The sequence below is a fragment of the Litorivivens sp. genome (genome assembly GCF_041624475.1).
GTDB lineage: Bacteria > Pseudomonadota > Gammaproteobacteria > Pseudomonadales > Spongiibacteraceae > Litorivivens.
Map to the genome: position 1 here is coordinate 502790 of NZ_JBFJUX010000001.1, position 24337 is coordinate 527126.

At 58.5% G+C, this 24337-nt stretch carries 27 protein-coding genes; 12 read left to right on the top strand and 15 right to left on the bottom strand.

The window, feature by feature from the left end; translation table 11 throughout:
* Positions 1–4: 4 nt before the first annotated feature.
* The 4 genes from ABY734_RS02310 to ABY734_RS02325 all read right to left on the bottom strand — a co-directional run bounded on the left by ABY734_RS02310 (position 5) and on the right by ABY734_RS02325 (position 3447).
* Positions 5–1048, bottom strand: a complete 1044-nt coding sequence (locus ABY734_RS02310; RefSeq protein ID WP_372777346.1) for a succinylglutamate desuccinylase/aspartoacylase family protein — start codon at positions 1046–1048, stop codon at positions 5–7.
* Position 1049: 1 nt separating this feature from the next.
* Positions 1050–1955 (bottom strand): 30S ribosomal protein S6--L-glutamate ligase, encoded by a 906-nt coding sequence (gene rimK, locus ABY734_RS02315; protein WP_372777347.1) that lies wholly within the window; start codon positions 1953–1955, stop codon positions 1050–1052.
* Between the two features lie 9 nt (positions 1956–1964).
* Positions 1965–2417, bottom strand: a complete 453-nt coding sequence (locus ABY734_RS02320; RefSeq protein ID WP_372777348.1) for an ATP-dependent zinc protease — start codon at positions 2415–2417, stop codon at positions 1965–1967.
* 241 nt (positions 2418–2658) lie between these two features.
* Positions 2659–3447 (bottom strand): DUF2889 domain-containing protein, encoded by a 789-nt coding sequence (locus tag ABY734_RS02325; RefSeq protein WP_372777349.1) that lies wholly within the window; start codon positions 3445–3447, stop codon positions 2659–2661.
* A gap of 109 nt (positions 3448–3556) precedes the next feature.
* Here ABY734_RS02325 and ABY734_RS02330 point away from each other — a divergent pair, with 109 nt between their 5' ends.
* Together ABY734_RS02330 and ABY734_RS02335 are read left to right on the top strand one after the other, a co-directional pair.
* Entirely contained in the window at positions 3557–3940 is a 384-nt protein-coding gene (locus ABY734_RS02330; protein ID WP_372777350.1) for a DUF4345 family protein, read from the top strand.
* Between the two features lie 30 nt (positions 3941–3970).
* Entirely contained in the window at positions 3971–4750 is a 780-nt protein-coding gene (locus ABY734_RS02335) for a DUF4126 family protein (protein WP_372777351.1), read from the top strand.
* A gap of 15 nt (positions 4751–4765) precedes the next feature.
* Here the strand turns inward: ABY734_RS02335 and ABY734_RS02340 are convergent, their stop codons facing one another.
* The 3 genes from ABY734_RS02340 to ABY734_RS02350 are packed head-to-tail and all read right to left on the bottom strand — an operon-like array spanning position 4766 to position 6653.
* Positions 4766–5296: a hypothetical protein gene (locus ABY734_RS02340; RefSeq protein WP_372777352.1), complete on the bottom strand. Its 531-nt coding sequence runs from the start codon at positions 5294–5296 to the stop codon at positions 4766–4768.
* 52 nt (positions 5297–5348) lie between these two features.
* Entirely contained in the window at positions 5349–5732 is a 384-nt protein-coding gene (locus tag ABY734_RS02345) for an MAPEG family protein (protein ID WP_372777353.1), read from the bottom strand.
* A 42-nt stretch (positions 5733–5774) separates the two neighbouring features.
* Positions 5775–6653, bottom strand: coding sequence for a LysR family transcriptional regulator (locus tag ABY734_RS02350; RefSeq protein WP_372777354.1), 879 nt, complete (start codon positions 6651–6653; stop codon positions 5775–5777).
* A 103-nt stretch (positions 6654–6756) separates the two neighbouring features.
* On the opposite strand from ABY734_RS02350, the gene ABY734_RS02355 reads away from it, so the two are divergent.
* The 6 genes from ABY734_RS02355 (at position 6757) to ABY734_RS02380 (ending at position 13208) form a co-directional block, all read left to right on the top strand.
* Positions 6757–7530, top strand: a complete 774-nt coding sequence (locus ABY734_RS02355) for a ferredoxin--NADP reductase (protein ID WP_372777355.1) — start codon at positions 6757–6759, stop codon at positions 7528–7530.
* A gap of 135 nt (positions 7531–7665) precedes the next feature.
* Positions 7666–8820: an alpha/beta hydrolase family protein gene (locus ABY734_RS02360; protein WP_372777356.1), complete on the top strand. Its 1155-nt coding sequence runs from the start codon at positions 7666–7668 to the stop codon at positions 8818–8820.
* A gap of 56 nt (positions 8821–8876) precedes the next feature.
* Positions 8877–9263 carry an MAPEG family protein gene (locus ABY734_RS02365; protein WP_372777357.1) on the top strand — a complete coding sequence of 129 codons (387 nt, stop codon included), beginning with the start codon at positions 8877–8879 and terminating at the stop codon, positions 9261–9263.
* Positions 9264–9281: 18 nt separating this feature from the next.
* Positions 9282–11918: a CehA/McbA family metallohydrolase gene (locus ABY734_RS02370; protein ID WP_372777358.1), complete on the top strand. Its 2637-nt coding sequence runs from the start codon at positions 9282–9284 to the stop codon at positions 11916–11918.
* A gap of 134 nt (positions 11919–12052) precedes the next feature.
* Positions 12053–12715 carry an OmpA family protein gene (locus tag ABY734_RS02375; RefSeq protein ID WP_372777359.1) on the top strand — a complete coding sequence of 221 codons (663 nt, stop codon included), beginning with the start codon at positions 12053–12055 and terminating at the stop codon, positions 12713–12715.
* 1 nt (position 12716) lies between these two features.
* Complete coding sequence (locus ABY734_RS02380; RefSeq protein WP_372777360.1) at positions 12717–13208, top strand: LEA type 2 family protein; 492 nt, start codon at positions 12717–12719, stop codon at positions 13206–13208.
* Between the two features lie 19 nt (positions 13209–13227).
* Here ABY734_RS02380 and ABY734_RS02385 read toward each other — a convergent pair whose 3' ends face one another.
* The gene (locus ABY734_RS02385) at positions 13228–14028 is read right to left on the bottom strand and encodes a ParA family protein (protein ID WP_372777361.1); all 801 of its coding nucleotides are present in this window, start codon (positions 14026–14028) and stop codon (positions 13228–13230) included.
* A 77-nt stretch (positions 14029–14105) separates the two neighbouring features.
* A complete protein-coding gene (locus ABY734_RS02390; RefSeq protein WP_372777362.1) occupies positions 14106–14366 on the bottom strand; it encodes a DUF1145 domain-containing protein in 261 nt (86 codons plus the stop codon).
* A 108-nt stretch (positions 14367–14474) separates the two neighbouring features.
* Between ABY734_RS02390 and ABY734_RS02395 the strand changes: the two genes are divergently transcribed.
* Together ABY734_RS02395 and ABY734_RS02400 are read left to right on the top strand one after the other, a co-directional pair.
* Positions 14475–15113 carry a lysoplasmalogenase gene (locus tag ABY734_RS02395; RefSeq protein ID WP_372777363.1) on the top strand — a complete coding sequence of 213 codons (639 nt, stop codon included), beginning with the start codon at positions 14475–14477 and terminating at the stop codon, positions 15111–15113.
* 14 nt (positions 15114–15127) lie between these two features.
* The gene (locus ABY734_RS02400; protein WP_372777364.1) at positions 15128–15757 is read left to right on the top strand and encodes a riboflavin synthase subunit alpha; all 630 of its coding nucleotides are present in this window, start codon (positions 15128–15130) and stop codon (positions 15755–15757) included.
* On the opposite strand, the gene ggt is transcribed toward ABY734_RS02400, so the two are convergent.
* The 5 genes from ggt to ABY734_RS02425 all read right to left on the bottom strand — a co-directional run bounded on the left by ggt (position 15754) and on the right by ABY734_RS02425 (position 20033).
* A complete protein-coding gene (gene ggt / locus ABY734_RS02405) occupies positions 15754–17499 on the bottom strand; it encodes a gamma-glutamyltransferase (protein WP_372777365.1) in 1746 nt (581 codons plus the stop codon). The genes ABY734_RS02400 and ggt overlap by 4 nt on opposite strands.
* A 39-nt stretch (positions 17500–17538) precedes the next feature.
* Positions 17539–17787, bottom strand: a complete 249-nt coding sequence (locus tag ABY734_RS02410) for a YfhL family 4Fe-4S dicluster ferredoxin (RefSeq protein WP_372777366.1) — start codon at positions 17785–17787, stop codon at positions 17539–17541.
* A 2-nt stretch (positions 17788–17789) separates the two neighbouring features.
* Complete coding sequence (gene coaD, locus ABY734_RS02415; RefSeq protein ID WP_372777367.1) at positions 17790–18266, bottom strand: pantetheine-phosphate adenylyltransferase; 477 nt, start codon at positions 18264–18266, stop codon at positions 17790–17792.
* A 66-nt stretch (positions 18267–18332) separates the two neighbouring features.
* Positions 18333–19151, bottom strand: a complete 819-nt coding sequence (gene mutM, locus ABY734_RS02420; protein ID WP_372777369.1) for a bifunctional DNA-formamidopyrimidine glycosylase/DNA-(apurinic or apyrimidinic site) lyase — start codon at positions 19149–19151, stop codon at positions 18333–18335.
* A 6-nt stretch (positions 19152–19157) separates the two neighbouring features.
* Complete coding sequence (locus ABY734_RS02425; RefSeq protein ID WP_372777370.1) at positions 19158–20033, bottom strand: LLM class flavin-dependent oxidoreductase; 876 nt, start codon at positions 20031–20033, stop codon at positions 19158–19160.
* Positions 20034–20231: 198 nt separating this feature from the next.
* On the opposite strand from ABY734_RS02425, the gene ABY734_RS02430 reads away from it, so the two are divergent.
* Positions 20232–21200 (top strand): zinc transporter ZntB, encoded by a 969-nt coding sequence (locus ABY734_RS02430; protein ID WP_372777371.1) that lies wholly within the window; start codon positions 20232–20234, stop codon positions 21198–21200.
* 625 nt (positions 21201–21825) lie between these two features.
* Here ABY734_RS02430 and rpiA read toward each other — a convergent pair.
* Complete coding sequence (gene rpiA, locus ABY734_RS02435; protein ID WP_372777373.1) at positions 21826–22503, bottom strand: ribose-5-phosphate isomerase RpiA; 678 nt, start codon at positions 22501–22503, stop codon at positions 21826–21828.
* Between the two features lie 119 nt (positions 22504–22622).
* Between rpiA and ilvA the strand changes: the two genes are divergently transcribed.
* Positions 22623–24140, top strand: a complete 1518-nt coding sequence (ilvA, locus tag ABY734_RS02440) for a threonine ammonia-lyase, biosynthetic (protein WP_372777374.1) — start codon at positions 22623–22625, stop codon at positions 24138–24140.
* Positions 24141–24337 lie beyond the last annotated feature (197 nt).

The window sequence follows — 24337 nt, forward strand, 5'->3', positions numbered from 1 at the left end:
GTCGTCAGTATATCGGGGGCTCATCCACATCGCTCGGCGGATACTTTTCGGTATCCGGTTCGTGCTGCTCATGAAAGGCTTCCAGTCGCGAGTGAACCCGATCAATCTGCGTGCTGTAGCGCGCAATGTGAAACAACGCCTCACCCTCGTGTACCAGTGGCAGAAAGGTCCGGCCGATAATAATCCCCGCGCTGGGTGCCCGTATCTCATCGCTCTTGCTGCCGAAAGGATCAGAGACCAGCGCTATCACATCGCCTTTTTCTACTTTAGCGCCATTAGGGACTAACGCGCGCAAAATGCCGCTTTCAGAGGCCCGCACCCAGTAGGATTCTTCGGAAATAATCGGGAATGGCTTCATTCGCTTGCTGCGTGACGCAGGCAGCATGCCGATATGACGCATCACGTTGATTACACCGTTTACCCCGGCGCGAATGGCAACCTCATCGAAACGCAGGGCCTCCCCCGCCTCGTAAGTGATGACTGGAATATCTATATCCGCTGCTACCTCTCGCAATGAGCCGTCGCGAACCCGGGAGTGCAGCACGGCCGGCACACCAAAGATTTTTGCCATGCCGGCGGTGGCGGGGTTGTTCATATCCGCTCGAATCTGCGGCAAATTGCCCCGGTGTCTTGCGCCTGTATGCAGGTCGATGCCGTGAGTGCAGTGGGTGACAATCTCATTCATAAAGGTATGGGCAACGCGACCGGCCAGGGAGCCTTTGCTGGAGCCCGGGAAAGAGCGGTTCAGGTCGCGCCCGTCCGGCAGGTAGCGCGAGTTGTTCAGGAAACCGTGCACATTGACGATGGGAATAGCCAACAGAGTGCCGCGCAGGTTTTTCATCGCCGGGTGTTGCAGCAGGCGGCGCACAATTTCCACACCGTTGATTTCGTCGCCGTGAATGGCGGCGCTGACAAACAGCGTCGGGCCGCTGCGTTTGCCGCGAACGGCCTGCACTTCGATAGACAGGTCATTGTGGGTGTACAAGCGGGCAACGGGGAGGCGGATTAACTCGCCGCTGCCGGGAGTGATATCAAATTTGTCTGCCACTTTAGCCCTTTCCGCGGGTGCGGGTTTTCGAGGGACCGGCGTTGCTCTCGATAAAGCCGATTATCGCGCTGGCGACATCTTTGCCGGTAGCTGTCTCAATACCTTCAAGGCCGGGGGATGAATTCACTTCCATTACCAGTGGCCCGCGTGAAGATCGCAGCAGATCGACACCGGCCACATTCAGTCCCATAATTTTGGCTGCCTTGACGGCAGTGGCCCGCTCGGCGGGTGTCAGTTTGGTCAGCTGGGCAACGCCGCCGCGATGTAGGTTAGAACGGAAGTCGCCGTCCTGTGCGGTGCGCTGCATGGCCGCGACCACGCGGTTGCCGATGACCAGGCAGCGCACATCGGAGCCGCCAGCCTCCTTGATGAATTCCTGTACCAGAAAGTCGGCTTTCAGTTCGCGGAAGGCTTCAATCACCGATTCTGCCGCTTTCGCCGTTTCTGCCAGCACAACGCCTTTACCCTGAGTGCCCGACAACAGCTTGACCACAAGGGGCGTGCCGTTGACAAGTTTGATCAGCTCTTTGGTGTTGTGCACGTCGTGCGCAAAACTGGTTCGCGGCATGCCGACTTTTTTGCGCGACATCAGTTGCAGTGAGCGCAGCTTGTCGCGTGAGCGCACCAGCGCCACGGATTCCACCAGACTGTAGCAGCCGGTCATTTCGAACTGACGGATAACCGCCTGGCCGTACTGGGTGATGGAGGCGCCAATGCGCGGAATCACGGCGTCATAGCCCGAAATTTTTTCACCCTTGTACCAGATGGAAGGCTCGTCGGAACTGAGCTCCATATAACATTTCAGCGTATCGAGAACGTGCACCTCGTGGCCCCGCGCTTTGGCGGCCTCAACCAAGCGGCTGGTGGAATACAGCTTGCGGTTGCGCGACAGGATTCCTATTTTCATTGCAGCTCCTTATTCTTCGCTGGTGGTGACTTCGGGGGGCGTACTCAAGCAGTAGGAGCGGGCCGGGTCGACTACGTAGCGACCTTTTAACGCGGTGCGTCCAATCAGCATGCGAAACAACATAGACGAGCGATTGAAGAGCGACAACTCGGCCAGAAAAGAATCGTTGCCTATTCTAAACTCAGTTTCAACAATATACCGCATGCTTTTGTGGCCGCCGGAGTCGGTGATACTGCGGTAGTCCTTGACCCTGGCCTCGCAGCCGACCACGCGTTCATCGCTGTGCTGGTCGGGGTGAATGGTAAAGCGCACCCAAGTCTCATTGTTACGCGTAAACTCTTCGATATCGTAGGCGTGAATGGATGAGCTGCGCGCTCCGGTATCAATCTTTGCCTTGATCTTGCCGAGGCTGAGTTCGGGCAGTTCCACCCACTCGCGCCAGCCGATGATTTCCTTGTTCACACTTACCTCTGATTTGATACTGTTCGCTGAGGATAGCGGTAAGGCTCTGTAATTCAAAGGTATTTTGTTTTAAACGGGATATGAGCCCAAAGTGAAGGCAAAAAAAAGCACCCAAGAGGGTGCTAAAGGGGGTTCGCTTGTGCTTAAGACCGTGGATGGACTATGGGTATAGATTAGGCTGTGAACGGTTGGGCTTATATTCGTAGTTATACCTATTCGGGGAGATCGCCCTTGATTGGTCCTATTTGAAGGTTAACAGGGCCTCGCGTCTATCCGTAAAATCCCGTGTGGTGTCGGGCAGGCGGATGGCCTGCTGCACAGTGCCCTCGGTATAGGTGTGGCAGGCGCCGGGAATGTAGGGCAGTTCGTCGCCCCGTGTGCCAGCCATGGCGCGGGCGTCGTAGCGACGGGCCGACGATACAAAGTAGCCCTTGTGCAGGACAAACGCGGCTTCGCGCAGATCGCCGCTGAACAGCTCGTTGGCCCAAGCGGCAAAGCCTTTGAAGAAGGGGCGCCCGGCGTAGGGCTCCGGCCCCAGTATCTGCCACTCTTTTGTGATAAAACGCAGTTTTTCCTCGCCGTTACACCACACCACAGCCTCGGCGGGGGAACCGTCGATTTCGTCATCTACCTGCACGTCATACAGGCGCTCGGCGTCCTCCCGACCTGCATGGCTGATTGCCAGCACACTGAGGTCGAACAGGTGGGTGCAGTTGCTGAAGGGGCTGACCTGGCTGTTGATCTCTTTGGCGTCACTGCCCACCGCAATACCTTTCAGAGCCTTGATCGGCTCAGCGGCACCGGCGCAGGTGTTGTAGGGGATGCGCAGGGTTTCGGCTTCCACCTCCGTGACTGTGGCCCCATCGTGATGCAGGGTGACGCGAAAACCGTGGCAGTCATCTTCCAGCGCGGCGACAACGCGTCCGGGCTGGTTGCTCAAGTGGATCCGGCGTCGGAAGCAGCCTGAGCCGTAGTTGGGGTTGACGGGAAATTCTCCCGCCAGGCTGGTGTCATAGTGCTGGTCAGCCATGAAAACTCGCTGGTTGATTAGGTTGGCTGCATCCTAACACTGCCGGGGGTGGTGATTTGCTTACGCTGGGTTAAGATTCGCTCATATTAAAAACACGGAGCGTATCGGCATGGCAATTCGTATTTTACTCCTGGTTCTGGCGGTGGGCTGGACCCCTTACGGCATGTATTGCCTGGCCTTTCCCGAATTTCTCGGCCCCATCGCGGGGGTCGAGGCGACGACGGCAACCGCTGTCGCCGAGCTGCGTGCCATGTACGGGGGGTTGCAAATTGCCGTGGGTCTCTCTGCTCTCGTCGGATTTTTGCGCAGCGACTATATTGAAAAGGCCCTGTGGGTGCAGGTGGTCGCGGTGGGCGGTATCGGCAGCGGTCGTCTGGTCGGCGTGCTGGCCGGTGGCGATTTAAGCGGCTACACCCTTGGCGCCTTGATTTTCGAATGGGTGACCTTAGCCCTGTGCGTGGCGGCGCTGCGCACCCTGCCGCGAGCCGCTTAAGCGCGGTCGCCTTGAGAAAAAGGAGTTGTCGTGAGCGAATTTGAACAGGTTGCCGCACTGATCTCACTGAGTATGGGGGTAGCCTGGGCATCGGGCCTGAATCTCTATGCCGCCATGCTGGTGCTCGGCTTTGCCGGCAGTACCGGGAATATGGATCTGCCGCCAGGCTTGCAGGTGCTGCAGGACCCGATGGTCATGATGGCGGCGGGTCTGATGTACGGCGTGGAGTTTTTTGCTGATAAAACGCCGGGCGTGGATACTGCCTGGGATTCCCTGCATACCTTTATCCGCATTCCGGCCGGGGCCCTTCTGGCGGCGGGCAGCGTCGGCGATATAACGCCGGCCCTGCAGGTCGCGGCCGGTGTGCTCGGCGGTTCCCTGACCACGGTCACGCATGCGGCCAAGGCCAGCTCTCGGGTGCTTATCAACACGTCACCCGAGCCCTTTACCAACTGGGGAGCTTCGATTGGCGAGGATGTGGCCGTATTTGCAGGCCTGTGGACGGCGCTGAACCATCCGGTACTGTTTCTAGTGCTGCTGGCGCTATTTATTTTGCTGCTTATCTGGATGCTGCCGAAACTGTGGCGCGGCGCCATGCTGGTGCTGCGCAAGCTGGGGCAGTGGTTGGGGGTGGTCGACAAGTCGTCACCGGCAGCAGAGGTCGGTACCGATGACCCGGTCGCCAAGCTGCAGCGTCTGCAGGAGCTCAAGCAAAGCGGGGCGCTGACCGAGGAGGAGTTCGAGATCGCCAAGGCACGGGTGCTGGGTACCGGTGTCAAACCGGAAGCGGGGCCGGCGGAAGGCGGTTAAAGGGAGCGTCGCCGGTTAGATGGGAAAGAAGGCCGGCCAGATCAGCGCATCTAGCACGGCGGTCTGCAGGCAGAAAAACGCGTAGCCTGCCAGCGCAAGCTTGAACAGCGCCCCGCGCTGCACCGCGTGGCGATAGACCTGCAGGCCAATCAACAGGGATGAGATACCGGTCGTCAGCAGCACGGCGCGAATGCACCACCACAAGTCCTGATTCGGTGCCTCCAGCAGGGCAAAGCTCAGGGGCATCCACAGCGCCGAGCAGAACAACACCGCCCCAAAGAGCATATTAAGCTGCTCAAACAGCAGGCCGCCGTTACCCGTGCGCGTGTCTGCCGGTACCTGACTCAGCAGGTAGGCAAAGACGAGCAGGTAACCGCTCGCCGCCAGAAACATATTGCCGCTATACACGCCAATCAGACCTTCAGGAACCTCTCCCCAGAGCGCGCCGACTGCATCCGGGTAAGCGTTAAAACCGTAGACGTAGCTGCCCAGCACGGCGCTGCCGCCGAGTACGTTTATCAGAATAAAAAGCGCCTTGTGGCCCATGGGTCTCTCCCGTGATGTTGCGTTGTGATACGCGCCGAGCCCCCGGATCAGATCACTGGGGCAGGGTGTCCATCAGCAGGATCGAGCTGGCAATTGCCAGGGTCAGCCAGGTGCCGAGGGTGCCGATAAAGCGTGGCAGGGTGGCGCCGGCTGAGCTGGTCAGGCCAACCGCATGCAGTACCCGCGACAGAACCAGGGCAATGCCGAGCGCGTGCACCACTGTCGCGCTGTTGTCATTCAGTTCCACTAGCAAAATCAGCACCAGAATCATTGGCGTGTATTCGACAAAGTTGGCCTGAACCCGAATCAGTCGCTGTAATTCCTCGTTGCCGCCATCGCCGAGGCCGACCTTGTGAACGCGGCGGCCGTTAACCACGCGGGACGACAGAGCCAGTAGCAGAATGCCGCAGAGACCGGCGTAGAGGGGAGTAATCATGAGCAGTCCTTATTATTGAGAGTAGTAGTTTTGTGCCCGAGTTTACCCTTCCCGGCACAGGTCCAGCCAGCGCTGGATGCCGGCGCTGCGGTACTTCTGCTTGTGCAGCACAAAATAAAAGTGCCGCCGGAAATCCTTGGGCGCGGTGGTCAGTGGCACCAGGCGGCCCCGGCGGAAGGCGTCTTCCAGCGTGATGGCCGACAGGCAGCCCAGCCCCAGGTCGGCTTCCACGGCGCGCTTGATGGCTTCGGTGTGCTGCAGTTCCAGCGCGATCTGCATCTGCGGCAGCAGGCCGTGCATGGCCCGGTCAAAGGCCTGGCGGGTGCCTGAGCCGCGTTCGCGCAGAATCCAGGGCTGCGCCAGCAGTTCGGCGTCGCTGACCTGTGAGCGTTGTGCCAACGGGTTGTCGGGGCTGCAGAATACCACCAGCTCATCGTCCCGCCAGGGCATGATGTCCAGGTCCGGGTGGTGGTAATCCCCCTCGATCAGGCCTATATCCAGCTCAAAATCCAGCACCTTGCTGGTAATGGCTTCGGTGTTGGCCACCTCCAGATGGACCCGGGCGCCGGGCTGCTGGGCCATGTAGCGGGCGACGATACCCACCGCCAGATAGTTGCCGATGGTCAGGGTGGCGCCCACCTTGATCTGGCCGATATCCGTGTGCTGTGCCAGTGCCTGCTCAAAGGCCTTGGCCTGTTCCAGCAGGCTCTCGGCTTCGGGCCGCAGAGCTCTGCCCAACTCATTGATCTGCAAGCGCTTTCCCACCCGATCAAACAGTTGAACGTCAAATTGCTGCTCCAGCTCTTTGAGTGCGCCGCTGGCGGCAGACTGGCTCATGGCGAGGTGGCCCGCAGCCCGGGTGATGTTTTCGTAGTGGGCGGCGGCGAGAAAGACCTCCAGCTGGCGCAGGGTGTAACGCATAATCGGTTTTTCAGTTAAGTGATATATGAATAACCCATTTTACCGATGTTGGGTGGCGCGTCTATAGTGGCCTCCACATTTGGCGTATGAGAGACGGATCGCAATGACCAGCCTTGTAACAGAACGGGTAACCAATATTCATCACTGGAACGACACGCTGTTCAGCTTCAAGACCAGCCGTGACACCGGTCTGCGTTTTGAAAACGGGCACTTCGTCATGATTGGTCTGCCGGTGGAGGGCAAGCCCCTGCTGCGCGCCTACAGTATCGTCAGCGCCAATTACGATGAGGAGCTGGAGTTTCTCAGCATCAAGGTGCCGGATGGCCCGTTGACCTCGCGGCTGCAGAATATTCAGGTGGGTGACGAAATTTTCGTCAGCCGCAAACCCACCGGCACGCTGGTGGCCGACCATCTGTTGCCGGGTCGCAACCTGTATCTGTTTTCTACCGGCACCGGCCTGGCGCCCTTTATGAGTATCGTTAAAGACCCGGAGGTCTACGAGCGCTTTGACAAGATCATTCTGTGTCACGGGGTGCGCTACGCCAGCGAACTGGCCTATGCCGATTACCTGACCCATGAGTTGCCGGAAAATGAGTTTTTTGGTGATGAGGTAAAGCAGAAGCTTATCTACTACCCCACGGTAACGCGCGAGCGTTTTCGCAATCAGGGGCGGCTGACGGATCTGCTGCAAAGCGGGCGGCTGTTTGCCGACGTGGGCTTGCCGGAACCCGACCAGGAGAATGACCGTTTTATGCTCTGCGGCAGCCCGTCCATGTTGAAGGATATGACGGCCCTGCTCGACGAGCGCGGTTTTCGCGAGTCTCGCAACGGCTACCTCGGCCACTATGTGATTGAACGGGCCTTCGTAGAAAAGTAAGGGTAGAGAAGTAATTCGGATCTTGGGCGGTTACGGCGCGCGGCTGTAATCGCCCTTTTTTGTTTTGTCACACGCAAGTGGTAGGCTAGCCCCCCATTATTTATTCTTATTCATGTCCGGGCTTGGGAGAAGCGTGTGAAACGTCTGTTACTGATTGTGGTCCTGGTGATTGTCGTCGCTGGTCTGCTGCTCACTTTCACCAAGCGTCCGGAGCCGCTCGACGAATCGCTGGAAAGCGCCGGTCGCTTGCAGAACGGCCCCTACGCGGTCTCCAGCTTTGACGTAACGCTGGAAGACACTACTCGCCCCAGTCAGCCCCACGGGGAATTTGACGGCGCGGATTCACGCACCTTGAAAACCCGTATCTGGTATCCGAGCGATCTGTTGCGCGAAGGTCGTCCGGCCAGTGACCCGCTGCCGCTGCTGATATACAGCCACGGCTTTATGTCCATGCGGACCGGTGGTGCCTACATGGCCGAACACATGGCGAGCAAGGGCTATGTGGTGGCTTCAATGGATTACCCCTTAACCAACTTTGATGCGCCCGATGAACCCTATGTTGTGGACGTGGTCAATCAGCCGGGTGATATCACCTTTCTGCTGGATCAACTGATGAGCTGGCACAGTGACGCCGGCAATCTGTTTGAGGGCGCCATCGATGAGTCTCGCATTGGTCTGTTCGGGTTGTCCCTCGGTGGCATGACAACCACCATGACCGCCTTTCACCCGCGCCTGCACGACCCGCGCGTCGATGCCGCGGTATCCATTGCTGGACCGAGTTTCACCTTTACCGAGCGTTTTTACAGCCAGCGCCGTATGCCTTACATGATGATCGCTTCAGAGATCGACGCGCTGGTGGACTACAAGGCTAACGCTTTGCCCACGCTGCAGGTTCCGGGTGCCATTCTGGTGACGGTAGACGGCGCTTCGCATACCGGCTTTGCCGATATGGCGCGCTTTCTGCGCTGGATGAAAAACCCCGACAAGATCGGCTGTGATCAGGTGAAGTCCAATATCGAAAGCAGTAATGAAGAGACCTGGTTTGACAAGATCGGCTCGCCGGATGAGGGTGTAGAGCCACGTGAACCGCCGCCTCTGTGTGAAATGAACCCCCTCCCAAAAGCGATGAACCCAATACGCCAGCACTGGATTACCCAGTTGGCGGTGGCGAGCTTTTTTGAAGGTCACTTCTCAAATGACGCAAGTGTTCGTCGCGATAGTTTAAATTTCCTGACCCAAACCTTGCCAGCAGAGATTGCCGAGGTGAGTGTCGCGATCAATAATAACTGACTCCCGTATTGTCGGGTGCTTAATAACTAAAACGCCACAATAACAAGGAACCTGCTATGACTACTGCACTCTGGTGCTTGATGATTACTGCCCTGATCCCGACCGTACTCTCCTTCATTGGCGGCTATGCTCGCCACAAGGAGCTGGGCAGCGCCGACAACAAAAACCCGCGTCAGCAATATGCTCAGTCGACTGGTTTGGCCGCTCGTGTATTTGCCGCCCAACAGAATGCGTGGGAAGGCCTGATTCTGTTTACTGCTGCACTGGTCGCTGCGTTTGTCTCCGGTGTGCCGCAGGAGCAATTGGCCACTGTTTCCATTGCGTTTGTCGTTGCTCGTGTATTGCATGCGGTGTTCTATATGGCGGATCGTGACATCCTGCGCTCGCTGTCCTATCTGGTCGCACTTGGCAGTGTGATCTGCATTTTCATCATGGGTGCGTAACAAACTGCGGTGTTCAGCATGATAAAACAGTACGCAGCGTGGGGCCGGGCATTATTGCTCGGCTTCGTTTTTTCAGGGGCTGTTCAGGCTTCCACTTACACCGCCTTTCAGCTGGATGCGTCAAACGTGGACGCTGTGCCGCGAAGCGGTCCGGACGCTATTGCTGGGCGCGGCGACTGGTGGCTGAGCGACGGTCGCCTGTGTGCGGCGGTCAGTGATGTCGACCACGACAGTGGCATTGTTGCCGGCGGCGGTACCCTGATCGATTTTGGCTTTTGCGATCGCGCCGATGATCAGTGGTCCTATTCCAATCTGTTAACCGGTCTGGCCAAGGAAAAGGCAATCCGCGCGCAGCGGATTGAAAGCAGCGCGCGCAAGAGCCGCGCCGAGGTCGTTGTACGTGGCGAAGAGGCCGGCCTGCGCCAGACCATTCGCTATGTGCTGGACCGCAAGGATCTCGATGCGCTGTCCATGTGGATTGACGTGGAGCGGGTGGCGCCGGGGCGCCCGGTCAGGATGAGTGGCCTGCTGACTCTTTACCCCCACCGTTCGCTGTCCCCGTTTACCCTGTCGACCAGTAACTCCGCCTACAGCCTGGGTTTCGATCACCCCTACATCGATCGCCACAATGTATTTTCACTGGTGGCGGGCATGATGCCGGCAGACTGGAGTGTGCTGGTCGGGAGTCATGTTGCGAAAGAACCGCTGAGTTACGGCGTACAACTGGCCTCCGCCTACCTGACTGACACCGAAGGTGTTGATCACGCGCTGCCCACCTTCCTGATTGCTCTGCCGGAATACAGCATGCACGGCTGGATGACCCGTCCACTGTGGTGGGGCAGTGAAAAGCCCGGTATGTGGCAGATGATGCAAAGCCAGCTGATGGATTTGAAAGTCGGTGAGCGCATGGTGGTTCACTTTCGGGTGGTGCCGGGCAAACAGGCGGACGTCGCCGCCATTACGGACAAGCTTTATCAAGGGGCGGTACTGGAAGGCAGTGTGAACGCGGCGCCAGTGGCGCTGGCCCTGTTCAACGAGCAGGGCCACCCCGTCAGCCACCGTCGCATTACCGAGCCGGGGCGTTTTTCCCTGCGCCTGCCCAAGGGCTTGCAGCGTGTTTCGCTGACTGCGCGCAGCCCCTGGGGTGAAACACTGACCCAGACACACAACCTGAGTGACGGCCCGGACATGGGGGCGCTGCAGTTTACGCAACGCAGTGAGCTGCGTCTGCCGCGCGGCGAGACCATGAAGCTGACATTCCACGGTCTGGATGGCACACCGTCACCGCGCATTGGCGCCGGTCTGCTCGACTTTCGCGAAAATGGTCTGCCCGTGGCGCACTCGCTGGTGAGTCAGACGGTCTCACTGGCGGGTATCGATTCCGACCCTGAGTCGGTGTTTCTGCCGCCGGGCAAGTACGAGGTATTCGCCAGCCGGGGGTTGGAATACGACGTCAGTCGGACGCAAATCGTTGTGCGCCCCGGTGAGGTCTCCAGTCTGACAATCGAGCCCCCTGCGCGGGTGTACGAAAGCGAATGGGCGAGTGCGGACTTTCATGTGCACGCCGAAGGCAGTTTTGATTCCAGCTTGCCGCTGCTGGAACAGCTACGCAGCTTTGCCGCGCAGGATGCGGACATCATGGTGCTGACCGAGCACAACCGCATCGTCGATGGTCAGGCGGTGCTGGCCGATAGCGGTTTGCAGGAGCGAATACATCTGGTCACCGGTTCGGAGTTGACCGGCATGGCGCGCACGGAGACCGTGCCTACCTCTATCGGTCACAGCAATATCTTTCCGGTGGCTGAGCGCAGTGATCTCTTTGCCGGCGGGGTGCCGCGGGTTGAGGATCGCCGCCTGCACAGCCTGATTGCAGAAACACGATACCGCTATCCAGAAGCACTGTTTCAGCTGAATCATCCGCGCTCCACAGACAGCCTCGACGACGACCTGGCCTTCTTCGGTCACCTGTCGCAGGGCTCAGTCTTCGAGCCATCGCTGCCATTAAAGCACTCGCGTAACCGAAGCCTGCTGGAAACGGGCCCGGAGGGCTTTCGCGATATTGATTTCGATGCCATGGAGATCTTCAATGGCGACAAGGTCGTCGCCTATCGGGAGATCCGTCGTGACTGGCTGGCCCTGCTGAATCAGGGCTACCCCATTCGCGCCACCGGCAACAGCGACTCCCACGAGCTCGCCGAGCCGATAGGTATTCCGCGCAACTACCTCGACGTGCCCAAGCGCGGTCCCGGACGCAATGACAAGGCCGTGGTCGATGCCGTCAGGCGCGGTGCTCTTTATCTGACCAGTGGTCCCCTGCTCAGCATTACGCAGGATGGGGAATCCATTATTGGTGCCAATCTGCAAGGTGCGGAGCAGCAGATCACAATTCGTATCGATGCCGCGCCCTGGGTTGCGGTTGAAGATCTCAATATCTATGTAAACGGTCGCTTGCGGCACACCCGAAAAGTTAGTGCCGGTGACGTTTATTCAGAGACGATTCATCTTCGCCGTGATAGCGTGGTCGTTGTCGAAGTAATGGGGCCGGCGACACCGGTTTATGGCAAGCTGTTACCGGGGCTTGAGCCCATTGCACTGGCAAACCCGATTTATGTGGATGTCGACGGTGATGGCCGCTGGCAGCCACCCGGCATTTAGCCGGACGAGATCAGGAACAAGGCAAAAAATTCGGCAATAGTACGCAGAATGCGCAGGCGACAGTTTTTACACTCGCATTCTGTTCTCACTATCTGTGATTATTAACCACATTTATAAGTAAGGGGTGTTCTTCAATGAAATCTACATGGCTAGTACGCGTTGCAAGTATTGCACTGGCGTTGGTGGTGGCGGGCTGTACCATCGACCCGTATACCGGTGAAAAGAAAACCAGCAACACGGCTAAAGGTGCCGGTATTGGTGCCCTGGCAGGCGCTGCCATCGGTGCCGCTACGGCAGGTAAAGACAAGAACAAGGCCATCAAACAGGGCGCGCTGGCCGGTGCCGCCGTGGGCGCGGGTGCCGGTTACTACATGGACACTCAGGAAGCCAAGCTGCGTCAGCAGCTCGAAGCCACTGGCGTTCGGGTTGAGCGTATCGGTGATACCATCAAGCTGATCATGCCCGGCAACATCACCTTTGATACCAGCAGCTCTTCACTGAAACCCTCGTTTACCGATGTGCTGAACAGTGTGGTCGCTGTCGTCAAGGAATACGACAAAACGCTGCTGCAGATCAATGGTTACACCGACTCTACCGGCAGCTTCGAGTACAACCAGAACCTGTCTGAGCAGCGCGCGGAAAGTGTCGCCCGGTTCTTCCTGAACAGTGGCGTTGCCGCCAGTCGCGTGCGCACCGCCGGCATGGGCCCGCGTGATCCTATCGCCAGCAATGATACTGCTGCAGGTCGCGCCCAGAACCGCCGCGTTGAACTGAGCCTGATCCCGACCGGTCAGTAACATGCCCGTTGTGGATGTCATCAAACCGCTCGCCAAGGCGAGCGGTTTTTTTGTGCTCGCCTTTGCCCTGCTGGTAAGCGGTTGTGCCTGGATGCGCGATGCCGCCAAGCCGGAAGTCAGCCTGACCTCACTGTCGCTGGAACCGCGTCAGGGCTTTGCACAAACCCTTAACGTGGGCGTTCGGGTGCGCAACCCCAACCCCTTTGAACTCAACATGAAACGCTTGAACTACCGGATTTTTCTGGAGGACAGCGAGCTGGCCTTTGGGCGTCGGGATGAGAAGCTGACGGTGCCCGCCAACGACAGCGTCAACCTGATGGTGCCGGTGGAGCTGAACCTGCTCAGTGGTTTGAGCCTGGCGGAGAAATGGTTGCGCAATCCCAAAGACGCGCTCGACTACCGACTGGAAGTGGATGCGGATGTAGCCAACTTCGGACTGGGCCTGATGCAGATTCGCAAAGAGTCCAGCATCAGGCTGAGCCCTGAGCGCTAGTTTTAGCGCTCATCCTTCCTCAGGCCGTTTTGCGACGGCCTTTCTTTTTGCTGTTATTTTCCAGATCGCTATGAATGGCCAGCAGCTGTTGCGTCAGCTTGTGGGACTGGGCCATGTAGATCAGTGGCGTCTGGCGAGTGCGCGACTCTTTCATTTTGACCGAGGCACTGAGGAAGGTCTCAAACAGGGGCAGACCCTGATCCGTCAGTTCTTCGGTCAGTTGCTGGGGCAGTGAGGCCTGGGCTTGGAACTGATTGACCACAATGCCCTCCAGCTCCAGTTTGGGGTTGTGGTCTTCCTTGATCTCCGCCACGGTATCCAGCAGGCCCATCAGGGCGCCGGAAGAAAAACTGTCGCAGTCAAAGGGAATCAGCAGCGAATCACAGGCGATCAGCGCCGAACGGCTGTAGAAATTCAGCGCCGGAGGTGTGTCGATGTAGATGTGCTCGTATTCGTCGCAGAGATTATCCAGTGCGTCGCGCAGTTTGTAGATCTTGTGGCGCGATTCCAGATCCCGCTCGATGCTCGCCAACTCAGGGCTGGAGGGCATCAGAAACAGGTTTTCGAATTCGGTATTGTAGATGAAGTCGCGGGGCTCTTTGCCTTTGCCAAAGAAAGACAGCTTCTGCCGGAAAAAGTCTGCTGCATTGTCCTTCAGCTCGCGAAATTGCGTGCCTATCAGGTATTCGCTGCTGTTGCCCTGCACGTCCAGATCGACCACCAGGGTTTTGTAGCCCTTCCAGGCACTGATCGCAGCCAGGTTGCAGGTAATGCTGGTCTTGCCAACGCCACCCTTCTGGTTGAATACGACTCGCTTCATTGACGGCCTCAATACTTACTTGGTCAAAAGCGCAATCCTACCAGTGTGCGGTGGCGTTCTCCATCGCAGCGTGGGGCTCAGGCGGAGGATTTCTTCATCCACTGGCCACTGTGCAGTACACCAAACAGCAGTACCAGCAGGTAGCCCTGAGCGGCGGGCACCTTGGGGTCGGCCTGAATGTGTTTGCGAAACACGATGCATTCAATGGCGTGGGCCACCAGCAGGGCTATGGCGATACCGGTAATCCACGGCGCGGCGCTGCCAAAGGGGGTGATCAGATTAACAACGGCGGCAATCCAGAAGGCAAGGGTGCCGATTTTCCCGAGAGTATTTCCCATGTGTAAGTCCTTGTTATGTTTTTGATTGGCCCAAAACCGCGGGGCTGGCTTGTTATGCGGGGAGCCATGGTAAACAATAATGCGCCGCTGCCCAATACTGGAGGCACCATGTTGCTCGCATCAGTTCAAATACCCGCCCTCACCTGCCTGCTGAGTGTTGTCCTGCTGCTGGTATTTGAGCGCCAGGGCGTGCGCCGCGCCGAATGGTTGTTCAAACCGCTGGCGGCACTGGCCTTTATCTGGGCCGGGCTGGCCAGTGGGGCCCTCGATAGCGGTTACGGCCAATGGGTTCTGGCGGGGCTGGTATTGTGTATGGCAGGCGATGTTCTGCTGATACCGCCCGGCCAGGGGCCGGCTTTCCTGGCCGGTATGGTGGCCTTTCTGCTGGGCCATCTGGCTTACGCGATCGCCTTCCTTCAGCTGCCGCTCGATGGGCTGACGCTATTGGGTGCAGTGGTCGCGATGACGCTGGTGGCTGCGGTTGTGCTGCGCTGGCTGTGGCCCTACCTGAATCGCCAGTTTCAGGTGGCGGTGGTGGCTTACATTGTGGTGATCTCGGCCATGGTCTGTCTGGCCGTGGCGACCGGAGAAGGCTGGATCATTGTCGGGGCCGTCGCCTTTGCGGTGTCGGATCTGGCGGTAGCGCGCAATCGCTTTGTGGCCCCCGGCTTTATCAATCGTTTGTGGGGCCTGCCCCTGTATTTTGTTTCCCAGTTGCTGATCGCCGCCACCGTCACGCTGATCTGAGGTTTGGAGTTGTTATGTACACGGGTATTGTGGCCGGGGCTTTTCAACTGGTCGGGCTGGAGAAAAAGCCGGGGCTGAGTCAGCTCATTGTCGAACTCAATGACGCGCTGGTTGAGGGGCTGACCATCGGTGCCAGCGTCGGTTTGAATGGGGTGTGCATGACCGTCACGGTGATCGACGACGTTCGGGTGCATTTCGACGCCATGCAGGAAACCCTGTCATTGACCACCCTGGGAGACTTGCGAGAAGGCGATTGGCTGAATGTCGAGCGCTCGGCTACCCAGGGCGCGGAAATTGGCGGCCACCTGATTTCCGGGCATGTGGATGGCACCGCGGAACTGGTGGCGCTGGACCGGCCGGAGAACAACTGCACTATGACCTTCCGCTTACCGCCCGAGCTGCTGAAATACGTCTTTAAAAAAGGTTTTATCGGCTTGCACGGCTGCAGCCTGACGGTCGCGGATATCGATAAAAGCGCGGCGACTTTTTCGGTTTGTCTGATCCCGGAAACCCTGCGCGTGACCAACCTGTCGAACTTGAACGTGGGTGAGCGGGTGAATATCGAGGTGGATCGTCAGACTCAGGTAATTGTAGACACGGTAGAGCGGGTGCTGGCCGAGCGCGCCGCCTCTACGCTGGCTTAACGCCCCGATATTGTCCCTTCCCGCCGTGGGTCGGCGCCCCCTTCCAGACCTTTATCGCCAATCCAGATGGCGTGCAGGCCCGAGGTCTGATCGCGCAATCGGACACTGTGTCCCAGTGCTTCAAGCTTGCCGGGAATACTCGGATTGATCCGCCCCTTCTCCAGTTCGATACCGCGCCCCATGGCGATCACATGGGGCGCCGCAACCGCTTCAGCCACCGGCTGCCGGTTTTCCAGAATGTCCCAGATCGAGCGGGCCACATAATTGATAATGCGCGAGCCGCCGGGCGAGCCGATCACCAGTCGCGGCTGCTGCTGTTCGAACACGATGGTTGGCGCCATGGAAGAGCGCGGTCGCTTGCCACCCTGCGGGCGATTGGCAATCAGGCCCCGGGCATTTTCCGGCTCAAAGGAAAAGTCGGTGAGCTGGTTGTTGAGCAGAAAGCCACCGACAAAGACCCGCGAGCCAAAGGCGGTTTCAATGCTGCTGGTCATGCTGACGATATTGCCTTGGGCATCGACGATGGACAGGTGGGTGGTTGATGGCAGCTCTGGCGAGTGACTGCTGACGAGGCGAGTATTGCCAGCGCCCGGCGGTTTGCCGACAGGGGCGTCGCGCATGCGCGCACCCGGCTGAATCAGATTGCTGCGCTGTTTCAGGTAAGCGGCCTCAACCAGACCTTGCGTGGGCACGGCAACAAAATCCGGATCGGCGATATAGTGATTGCGATCGGCAAAAGCCAGCCGGGAGGCCTCGGCAAAGTGGTGCCATTGCTGGGCCTGGCTGTCAGATCTGCTGGTGACATGCTGCAGGGTGCCGAGAATCGCACCCACAGTGGTGCCGCCTGAAGAGGGCGGCGGCATGCCGCAGATCCTATACTGACGAAAGGGGCTGCACACCGCCTGTCTCTCAATGGCTCGGTAATCGGCCAGATCCTGCTCGCTTAGCAGTCCCGTGTGATTGGGATCGTTCTGCACCGCCGCCACCATGGCTTTGGCGAGTTTGCCCCGGTAGAAAGCCTCGCTACCCTGGCGCGCAATCAGACGCAGGCTGCCGGCATAGTCCGGGTTGCGCAGGCGGGTGCCTGCGGCTTTGGGTGTTTTGCCGTCCGCCTCAAAAAAGTAGGCGGTAATGGCCGGGTTAACCGCGACTTTGGGCATTTTTTCCAGCAGGGTATGAAGCCGGGGCGAAATCACAAAGCCGCTGTCGGCCAGTGCAATGGCCGGTTGAAACAGGGTTTTCCAGGGCAGCTTGCCGTGGCGCTGGTGCAGACTTTCAAGCAGCGCAATGACCCCGGGCGTGCCGACCGAATGGCCGCCAATAACGGCTTCGAAAAAGGACATCGCCTTGCCGTCCTTGAGAAAGTGCTCATCGCCCAAGGCGGCAGGCGCGGTTTCGCGGCCGTCCCAGGCGCTTAAGGTCTGCTGTTCGGCGTCCCAGTGCAGGGCAAAGGCGCCGCCGCCAATGCCCGAGGATTGAGGCTCCACGAGCCCCAGCACCAGCTGGGCGGCGATAGCCGCATCGACTGCGCTACCGCCTTTGGCGAGGATATCGCGGGCGGCATTGGTGGCGTAGGGGTTGGCAGTCACCGCCATAAACTCGGAGGCCGTCGCCTGCGTGACGCCGGAAAAGCCTGACGCGGCTTCCGGCACAATATCGGTTTTGGGTTCTGCTGTGTTATCGGGGAGTTTGGCCGAGCAGGCCAGTAGCAGGGAGGTGATAGCAATAAGCAGAATTCGCATGGCGCGGCTCCATTGGCAACGGCCCATTGGAAGAGGGGGCTACAACTGCTGAATAGCGATGTATTTGGCGTTTAGTTCTTCTTTGCTTTCCACGTGATTGGGGTCGACGGGGATGCAGTCCACCGGGCAGACGGTCACGCACTGTGGCTCATCAAAGTGGCCGACGCACTCAGTGCAAAAATCCGGATCAATCTCGTAGATTTCCTCGCCCATGTAAATGGCATTGTTCGGACACACCGGTTCGCATACGTCGCAGTTGATGCATTCGTCGGTGATAAGCAGGGCCATAATTAACCGAACTTGCCGTTCAGGGCGTCCAGCACATGAGGGGGAACAAAGCGCGACACATCGCCGCCCATGGCGGCGACCTCACGCAGCAGTGAGGACGAGACGTGAGACAGGCCTTCGCCAGGCGTCAGAAACAGCGTTTCTACCTGCGGGTTCATGGCTCGGTTCATGCGAGCGAGCTGCAGTTCGTACTCGTAGTCGGCAACCGCGCGCACGCCGCGCAGGAAGGTGTAGCACTCGAGCTTTTCGGCCAGATCGATGGTCAGTCCGGTAAAGCTTACGTATTCCATGCCAGGGATGTCAGCAAAACATTTGCGGCAAAGTTCAATGCGGTCTTCAAGCGAAAACAGGGGGTTTTTCTTCTCGCTCTGTGCCACCGCAATGATGATGCGATCGAACAGTTTGCTGGCACGGCGTACCAGATCAACGTGGCCCAAGGTAATCGGGTCGAAGGTACCAGGGTAGATAATTCCCGCCATAATTTGCGTGTCTGCTGCTCTATTCGAAGGCGGGCAATGGTAGCACGGGCGCGCGCCCAGCCAAAATCAGCGCTTCTGGCAGCTGGGGCAGAATACGGTAGCGCGCTGGCCCAGGCGGATTTCCTTGAGCAGGGTGTCGCAGCGCAGGCAGTGCAGGCCGCCGCGGCCGTAGACCGACAGCTCCTGTTTGAAATAGCCGGGTTTGCCGTCACCGCCGAGAAAGTCTTTCAGGGTGGTGCCACCCTGGGCGATGGCTTCGCTCAGCACCAGCTTGATTTCGGTGGCGAGCTTTTCATAGCGAGGGCGCGACACTTTGCCCGCGGCCAGCTTCGGGTGAATACCGGCGCGGAACAGGGCTTCGTTGGCGTAGATATTGCCCACGCCAACTACGATGCGCCCGTCCATAATGAAGGTTTTCACCGCACTGCTGCGCTTGCGTGAGCGCTGGTACAGCAGCTCGCCCGTGAAATCGTCAGACAGGGGCTCGGGGCCCAGATGATCGAGCAGGGCGTGGCCGCTGCTCTCGGGCAGCAGCCAGTGAACCGAGCCAAAGCGGCGCGGATCGGTGTAGCGCAGGGCCTGACCGTTGGTCAGCTCCCAGTCGATATGGTCATGCACCCCGGCGGGGGTTCCCGCCGGTACAAAGTAAAGCCGCCCCGACATGCCCAGATGCACCATCAGCCTGCCGCGATCGGTTTCCACCAGCAGGTATTTCGCGCGGCGACTCACACCGCTTACCGTGGCGGAGGCTATCTGCGCGGGCAGGGCATCATCCACCGGCCAGCGCAGACGCGGATCGCGAATGATCATGCGGCTGATCTGCTGGTTGCGCAGGGGGGCTTCAATCCCCCGGCGCACGGTTTCGACTTCGGGTAACTCGGGCATGGTGGTTTAGGACAGCAGTTTGGCCAGGCGCTCCACTTCCTTGATGTCGGCTGTGGCGGGCACCAGCTGGATTTCTTCGGCTCCCAATGCCTCGATGGCCTTGATGCCTTCGACAATTGCTTCGGGAGTGTGCATTTTCATAGTCTTGGCGACCGAGCGAGCCTCGTCTTCCCCGAAGATTTTCAGGTAGTCGAAGACATAGTTCTGCAGCGCCTGATCGGCACCGTCGGCCAGAGAATACCAGAAGCCGCCCATCAAATAAGGCTTTGTGCTGCGACCGGATTCGGCCCAGGCATCGGTGGCCGAGTCGAAGAAGTGCTTGATCAGATCGGCGTTGCCGTCCATTGCAAAGCCGTAGAGGCCGTCCGCCCACTTGGAGACTCGTTTGATGCTCTTCGGTCCCATCGAGCCGGCCAGGATCGGCGGGCCACCCGCTTGCACCGGTTCGGGGCCGACGATGTCCGCGCCTTCAAAGGGCGGCTCGCCCGACCAGATGCGCTTCATCTCGGCAATCTGGTCATCCATACGCTGAAAGCGGTTTTTAAAAGAGGCACCGACAGCCTTGTAATCGTCCTCGCGTCCGCCGACACCAACGGTAACGGTGACGCGGCCGTCGGAAATCACATCCAGGGTTGCAAGCTCCTTGGCCGCCCAGACCGCGTTGTGCATGGGCAGAACATAGAGCGAGGGCACGATGCGAACCCGTTCGGTAACCGCAGCGGCTGCGGCCAGAAAGTTGCGCATTTCATAGGTATAACCGGTAATGCGCTCGCCACAGGAAAGGCTGTCAAAGGGGCCATCGTCGATGGCGCGACACCAGTCCAGCAGGGTTTTGCGGTCAATGCCGCGCTTCATATAGGGAATGCAGATACCGATCTTCATGACTCACCTCACTTGCAAGAGAACGCGCATTGTAGGCAGGCTCGGCCCTTGGGCCAGCGTGTCAGACAAAAAGCTGTGAAAAAGTATGACTCATTGTACCCTGCCAGAGTGAATCATTGCTTCAGTCACTGTCCGGGGCTTTCTATACTCTCCGATACCTACAGTTCAGTGAGCTGACGCGGCACAAGGAGAACGTTGATGCTTGATGGATTGATCTACGCCTTTCTGTTCGACGGCGAGGGCGGTGCAAAAGAATTGCAGGCTGACGAGATTGCCAGCTGGCAGCCGGAGCAGGGCCTGATGTGGCTGCACTTCGACTACAGTAAACCCGATGTGCAGCGCTGGATCAGCGAAGAAAGCGGACTCGATCCGGTTACCGTCTCGGCACTGCTGGCCGAAGACACCCGGCCGCGTGCCTCGGTTACGGGTAAATCGCTGTTGATGTCATTGCGCGGCGTGAACCTGAACCCCGGCGCCGACCCCGAAGACATGGTCTCCATCCGCCTGTGGAGCGATGGTCAGCGCATCGTGTCCTCTCGCCGCCGGCGGCTCCTGTCGATGGACGATATCGTCGGCCAGATTCGCAGTGGTAACGGACCCCGCACGGCTGCTGAATTTATCACTGTGCTGGCCGCCCGACTGACCGCGCGGATGCACGATGCTATTGAAGAACTGGAAGATGATGTCGCCGAATTGGAAGAGGCGGTGCTCACTGAAAGCCGCCAGGCCATGCGCACAGAACTGTCGGCCATGCGGCGGGAGCTGATTGCGCTCAGACGTTATATCGCTCCCCAGCGAGAAGCGCTGAGCCGTATCCAGCTTGAAGCGCCCGGCTGGTTCGATGACCTGCAAAAACTTCGCATGCGCGAATTGGCTGACCGGCTGATGCTTTACGTTGAAATACTCGACAGCGTGCGCGAGCGCGCCGGGGTGGCGCAGGAAGAGCTGGTTAACCAGATGTCAGAAGAAGCCAACCGGCGCATGTATGTATTGTCGATTGTGGCAGCCATCTTTCTGCCACTGGGCTTCTTTACCGGTCTGCTGGGGATCAATGTCGGTGGGATGCCGGGTGCGGATAGCGGTTGGGCGTTTTGGGCAGTGTGTGCGATTTGTGTGACGGTGGTGGTGTGGGAGGTGTTGTTGTTTCGGAAGAAACGGTGGTTGTAGTTTCTTCGATTTAGCCGGGACTAACTACAGGGTGCCGTAATCTCCCCCTTGGAGCAGCCGAGCACTGCAGCATACGGCGGAAACAAGCGAGCGGGTGTCTGAGGCTGATAGGGCCCTGAAATTTTGAAAGTAAGCCGCTCGCGCCGCCGGCTGCGAAGCGCACAGGGGATCGGTTGGAGCGCAGCGGAAACCGACTGCGGAACGGGGTGTCCTTCTTTGGGTTACCTTTCTTGGACAAGCAAGACAAGTTGTTTACAACTTGGGCGCCGGTAGCGGCGACCCGAAGGGCTTTAGCAAAGGTAACTCGCCGATAGGCGAAACAATCTGGCACAGAATAATTTTTATCGATAAGGTTTAGCAATGGTTTCGCCCTGCTGGGCGAGTCACTTCTTTTGCTTGTCCAAAAGAAGTAACCAAGAAAAGGACACCCCCGTTCCGGCGCCCTTCGGGTTCCCTGCGATGCTCAGTTTGCATCGGTCGCTGCGCAACTCGACCTTCGCGGCTATCGCCGCTACGGGACTCGAACAGTGCTCGCTCTGGCCCGATGCAAACTTGCGCTTCTCGGCGCCTCCAAGGGGGAAGGTGTGTGCCACCCTGAGAGTATGACTAGAGCTAAGCGAAGCGTTTAAACCTTTGGATAAAGCGTTTCCACACCACTGGGCCTGCCCAGTAACAACACATCCGCCGCCCGCTTGGCAAAAATCCCGTTGGTTACCACACCCACAATATTGTTAATCGCTTCTTCAATTTTGCGCGGTGTTGCAATCGGGAAGTTGTACACATCAATAATGATATTACCGTTGTCGGTTACCACACCCTCGCGGTAAACCGGGTCGCCGCCCAGCTTCACAATTTCACGACCTACGTGGCTGCGCGCCATCGGCAGCACTTCAATCGGCAGGGGGAAGGCGCCGAGTTGATCTACCAGTTTGCTTTCGTCGGCGATGCAGATAAAACGCTGGGCCACGGCGGCGACAATTTTCTCGCGGGTGAGTGCGGCGCCACCGCCTTTGATCAGTTCCAGGGCGTGGTTGGATTCGTCCGCGCCATCGACATAAACCGCAATGCTGTCGACCGAGTTCAACTCGAAGACTTCAATGCCGTGTTTTTTCAGGCGCTCGGCGGAGGCTTCGGAGCTGGCGACGGTGCCTTTGATGTCATCGCGAAAGGCGGCCAGCTGGTCAATAAAACAGTTGGCGGTAGAGCCGGTGCCAATGCCGATGATTTCGCCGTCGAGAATGGCCTGCTTTACTTCTTCGATGGCAGCGGCGGCTACCGCTTGCTTGAGTTCGTCCTGGGTCATGGGGGCACCTGCGCGGGTAAAGCGCGCATTATAAAAGCTCAGGCCCCGGGTAGCGAGCCTGTTAGGGTTCACGGTAGACTGCGCCTTTCGTTATGCGCTTTAACAAGTAAGGAAACACTGTGCCCCAGCAATACATCAAAAAGATTCTCGAAGCCAAAGTCTACGACGTGGCGATCGAGACACCGATTGACGAGGCCCGGCAGCTGTCCGCGCGTATCGGCAACCGGGTATTGCTGAAGCGCGAAGATTTGCAGCCGGTGTTTTCCTTCAAATTGCGAGGCGCCTACAACAAGATGGCGAGCCTGTCTGAGGAAGAGCTGGCCCGAGGTGTGGTAGCTGCCTCGGCCGGCAATCACGCGCAGGGTCTGGCCTTGGCCGCGAGCAAAATGGGTGTGAAGGCGACCATCGTCATGCCCCGCACCACGCCCCTGATCAAGGTGAATGCGGTCAAATCACGCGGCGGCAAGGTGATTCTGCACGGTGACGCCTACGATGAAGCCTCTGCCTATGCCAAAAAGCTGACTGCGGAAAAGGGGATGACTTACGTTCACCCCTACGACGACCCGGAAGTGATTGCCGGGCAGGGCACCATCGGTATGGAAATCCTGCGTCAGCACACCGGCCCGCTGGATGCGGTGTTTGTGCCGGTCGGCGGCGGTGGTCTGGCGGCGGGTGTGGCTGCCTACATCAAATACGTGCGCCCGGATGTGAAAGTTATCGCCGTTGAGCCGGAAGACGCGGCCTGTTTGAAGGCGGCGCTGGAAGCCAACCGTCGGGTCACACTGAAAGAAGTCGGCCTGTTTGCCGACGGTGTGGCCGTGGCCCAGATCGGCAAGGAAACCTTCCGGGTGCTGAAGAAAACCATCGATGGCGTTATCACTGCCAGCACCGATGAAATCTGCGCCGCCATCAAGGACATCTTTGACGATACCCGCTCTATTGCCGAACCGGCCGGTGCGCTGGCACTGGCGGGGCTGAAAAAATACGTCGAGCAGAACAACTGCGAGGGGCAGACCCTGCTGGCCATCGACAGTGGTGCCAACACCAATTTTGACCGCTTGCGCTATATTTCCGAGCGCACCGAAATTGGCGAGCGCCGCGAAGCCATCCTCAGCGTTCAGATTCCGGAAAAGCCCGGCAGCTTCAAGCGCTTCTGTTCTGCGCTGGGCAAGCGCAATATCACCGAATTCAACTATCGCTACAGTGACAGCAAAGACGCCCAGATTTTTGTGGGGGTGCAGATTTCACCGGAAAATAATGACCGGGAAGATCTGGTGCGCGAGCTGAAAGACCTCGGTTACCCGGTGTGGGATATGACCGATAACGAGATGGCGAAGCTGCACATTCGTTATATGGTGGGTGGCCACGCGCCGGGCAGTGTAACCAATGAACGGCTGTATCGTTTTGAGTTTCCCGAGCGGCCTGGTGCGCTGATGAAGTTTCTCAAGAACCTGCCCCAGGACTGGAATATCTCACTGTTCCACTACCGAAACCACGGTTCGGCCTATGGTCGGGTGCTGGTGGGTATGCAGATAGACGACAAGGATCGGCGCAAGGTGGGTGAGTTTCTCGACCAGCTGCACTATCCGTATCAGGAAGAAACTGATAATCCGGCCTATTTGCAGTTTTTGAGCTAGCGCCAAATATTATGTCTAGTCATTTTGCCGGCTAGCAGCAAACCTCCCTCACCCTGACCGCTCTCCCAGCGGGAGAGGGGACCTGCCATCCAGCTTTATACGCCCCCTCTCCCTCTGGGAGAGGGCTGGGGTGAGGGAAAGCCGGCCAGGGAATCAGTGAATAAAATCCACTCACCTGAGTTTACCAAATGCCGGTA

Bases quoted from the DNA above. Each gene is read 5' to 3' on its own strand.
- ABY734_RS02355 (WP_372777355.1), top strand. From the start codon at position 6,757: ATGACCAGCCTTGTAACAGAACGGGTAACCAATATTCATCACTGGAAC.
- ABY734_RS02350 (WP_372777354.1), bottom strand. From the start codon at position 6,653: ATGCGTTACACCCTGCGCCAGCTGGAGGTCTTTCTCGCCGCCGCCCAC.
- ABY734_RS02425 (WP_372777370.1), bottom strand. From the start codon at position 20,033: ATGAAGATCGGTATCTGCATTCCCTATATGAAGCGCGGCATTGACCGC.
- ABY734_RS02395 (WP_372777363.1), top strand. From the start codon at position 14,475: ATGTTGCTCGCATCAGTTCAAATACCCGCCCTCACCTGCCTGCTGAGT.
- ABY734_RS02325 (WP_372777349.1), bottom strand. From the start codon at position 3,447: ATGGCTGACCAGCACTATGACACCAGCCTGGCGGGAGAATTTCCCGTC.
- rimK (WP_372777347.1), bottom strand. From the start codon at position 1,955: ATGAAAATAGGAATCCTGTCGCGCAACCGCAAGCTGTATTCCACCAGC.
- ABY734_RS02410 (WP_372777366.1), bottom strand. From the start codon at position 17,787: ATGGCCCTGCTTATCACCGACGAATGCATCAACTGCGACGTATGCGAA.
- ABY734_RS02390 (WP_372777362.1), bottom strand. From the start codon at position 14,366: ATGGGAAATACTCTCGGGAAAATCGGCACCCTTGCCTTCTGGATTGCC.
- ABY734_RS02400 (WP_372777364.1), top strand. From the start codon at position 15,128: ATGTACACGGGTATTGTGGCCGGGGCTTTTCAACTGGTCGGGCTGGAG.
- ABY734_RS02375 (WP_372777359.1), top strand. From the start codon at position 12,053: ATGAAATCTACATGGCTAGTACGCGTTGCAAGTATTGCACTGGCGTTG.
- ABY734_RS02430 (WP_372777371.1), top strand. From the start codon at position 20,232: ATGCTTGATGGATTGATCTACGCCTTTCTGTTCGACGGCGAGGGCGGT.
- coaD (WP_372777367.1), bottom strand. From the start codon at position 18,266: ATGGCGGGAATTATCTACCCTGGTACCTTCGACCCGATTACCTTGGGC.
- ggt (WP_372777365.1), bottom strand. From the start codon at position 17,499: ATGCGAATTCTGCTTATTGCTATCACCTCCCTGCTACTGGCCTGCTCG.
- rpiA (WP_372777373.1), bottom strand. From the start codon at position 22,503: ATGACCCAGGACGAACTCAAGCAAGCGGTAGCCGCCGCTGCCATCGAA.
- ABY734_RS02330 (WP_372777350.1), top strand. From the start codon at position 3,557: ATGGCAATTCGTATTTTACTCCTGGTTCTGGCGGTGGGCTGGACCCCT.
- ABY734_RS02365 (WP_372777357.1), top strand. From the start codon at position 8,877: ATGACTACTGCACTCTGGTGCTTGATGATTACTGCCCTGATCCCGACC.
- ABY734_RS02340 (WP_372777352.1), bottom strand. From the start codon at position 5,296: ATGGGCCACAAGGCGCTTTTTATTCTGATAAACGTACTCGGCGGCAGC.
- ABY734_RS02380 (WP_372777360.1), top strand. From the start codon at position 12,717: ATGCCCGTTGTGGATGTCATCAAACCGCTCGCCAAGGCGAGCGGTTTT.
- mutM (WP_372777369.1), bottom strand. From the start codon at position 19,151: ATGCCCGAGTTACCCGAAGTCGAAACCGTGCGCCGGGGGATTGAAGCC.
- ABY734_RS02370 (WP_372777358.1), top strand. From the start codon at position 9,282: ATGATAAAACAGTACGCAGCGTGGGGCCGGGCATTATTGCTCGGCTTC.
- ABY734_RS02345 (WP_372777353.1), bottom strand. From the start codon at position 5,732: ATGATTACTCCCCTCTACGCCGGTCTCTGCGGCATTCTGCTACTGGCT.
- ABY734_RS02385 (WP_372777361.1), bottom strand. From the start codon at position 14,028: ATGAAGCGAGTCGTATTCAACCAGAAGGGTGGCGTTGGCAAGACCAGC.